Genomic DNA, 285 nt, shown 5'->3' on the forward strand with positions numbered 1-285 from the left:
TTTATCATGCGAATTCAACGATTTCATCCGAACATATTCACGAATCAATTGTGAGTATGCTTAAAGCCCTCGCAGGTGAAATACCAACGATTCAACGAGAAGAGGAAGCGGAGCCTCAATCGCCTGACGAACCAATTATCGATATCGATAAGCTTCGTCATGCTATTCCTGATGTTATACCTGAAGCTGTCCGAATTCAGCGGAATTTGTTGCATAAAGCGGAAGCGATTATCGCTATTCATCTGCCATCTGATGAGCAGAATTTTAATCATGGTATAGAAACAT

1 protein-coding gene is annotated in these 285 nt (G+C 41.1%); it reads left to right on the top strand.

Going from position 1 to position 285, the window contains the following annotated elements:
• Positions 1-56: 56 nt before the first annotated feature.
• A partial coding sequence (locus tag QP437_RS10675; protein WP_285267730.1) for a hypothetical protein occupies positions 57-285 on the top strand: 229 nt, incomplete at its 3' end.

Source organism: Haemophilus sp. UMB1048 (genome assembly GCF_030218125.1).
In the GTDB taxonomy this organism is placed as follows: domain Bacteria; phylum Pseudomonadota; class Gammaproteobacteria; order Enterobacterales; family Pasteurellaceae; genus Haemophilus_D.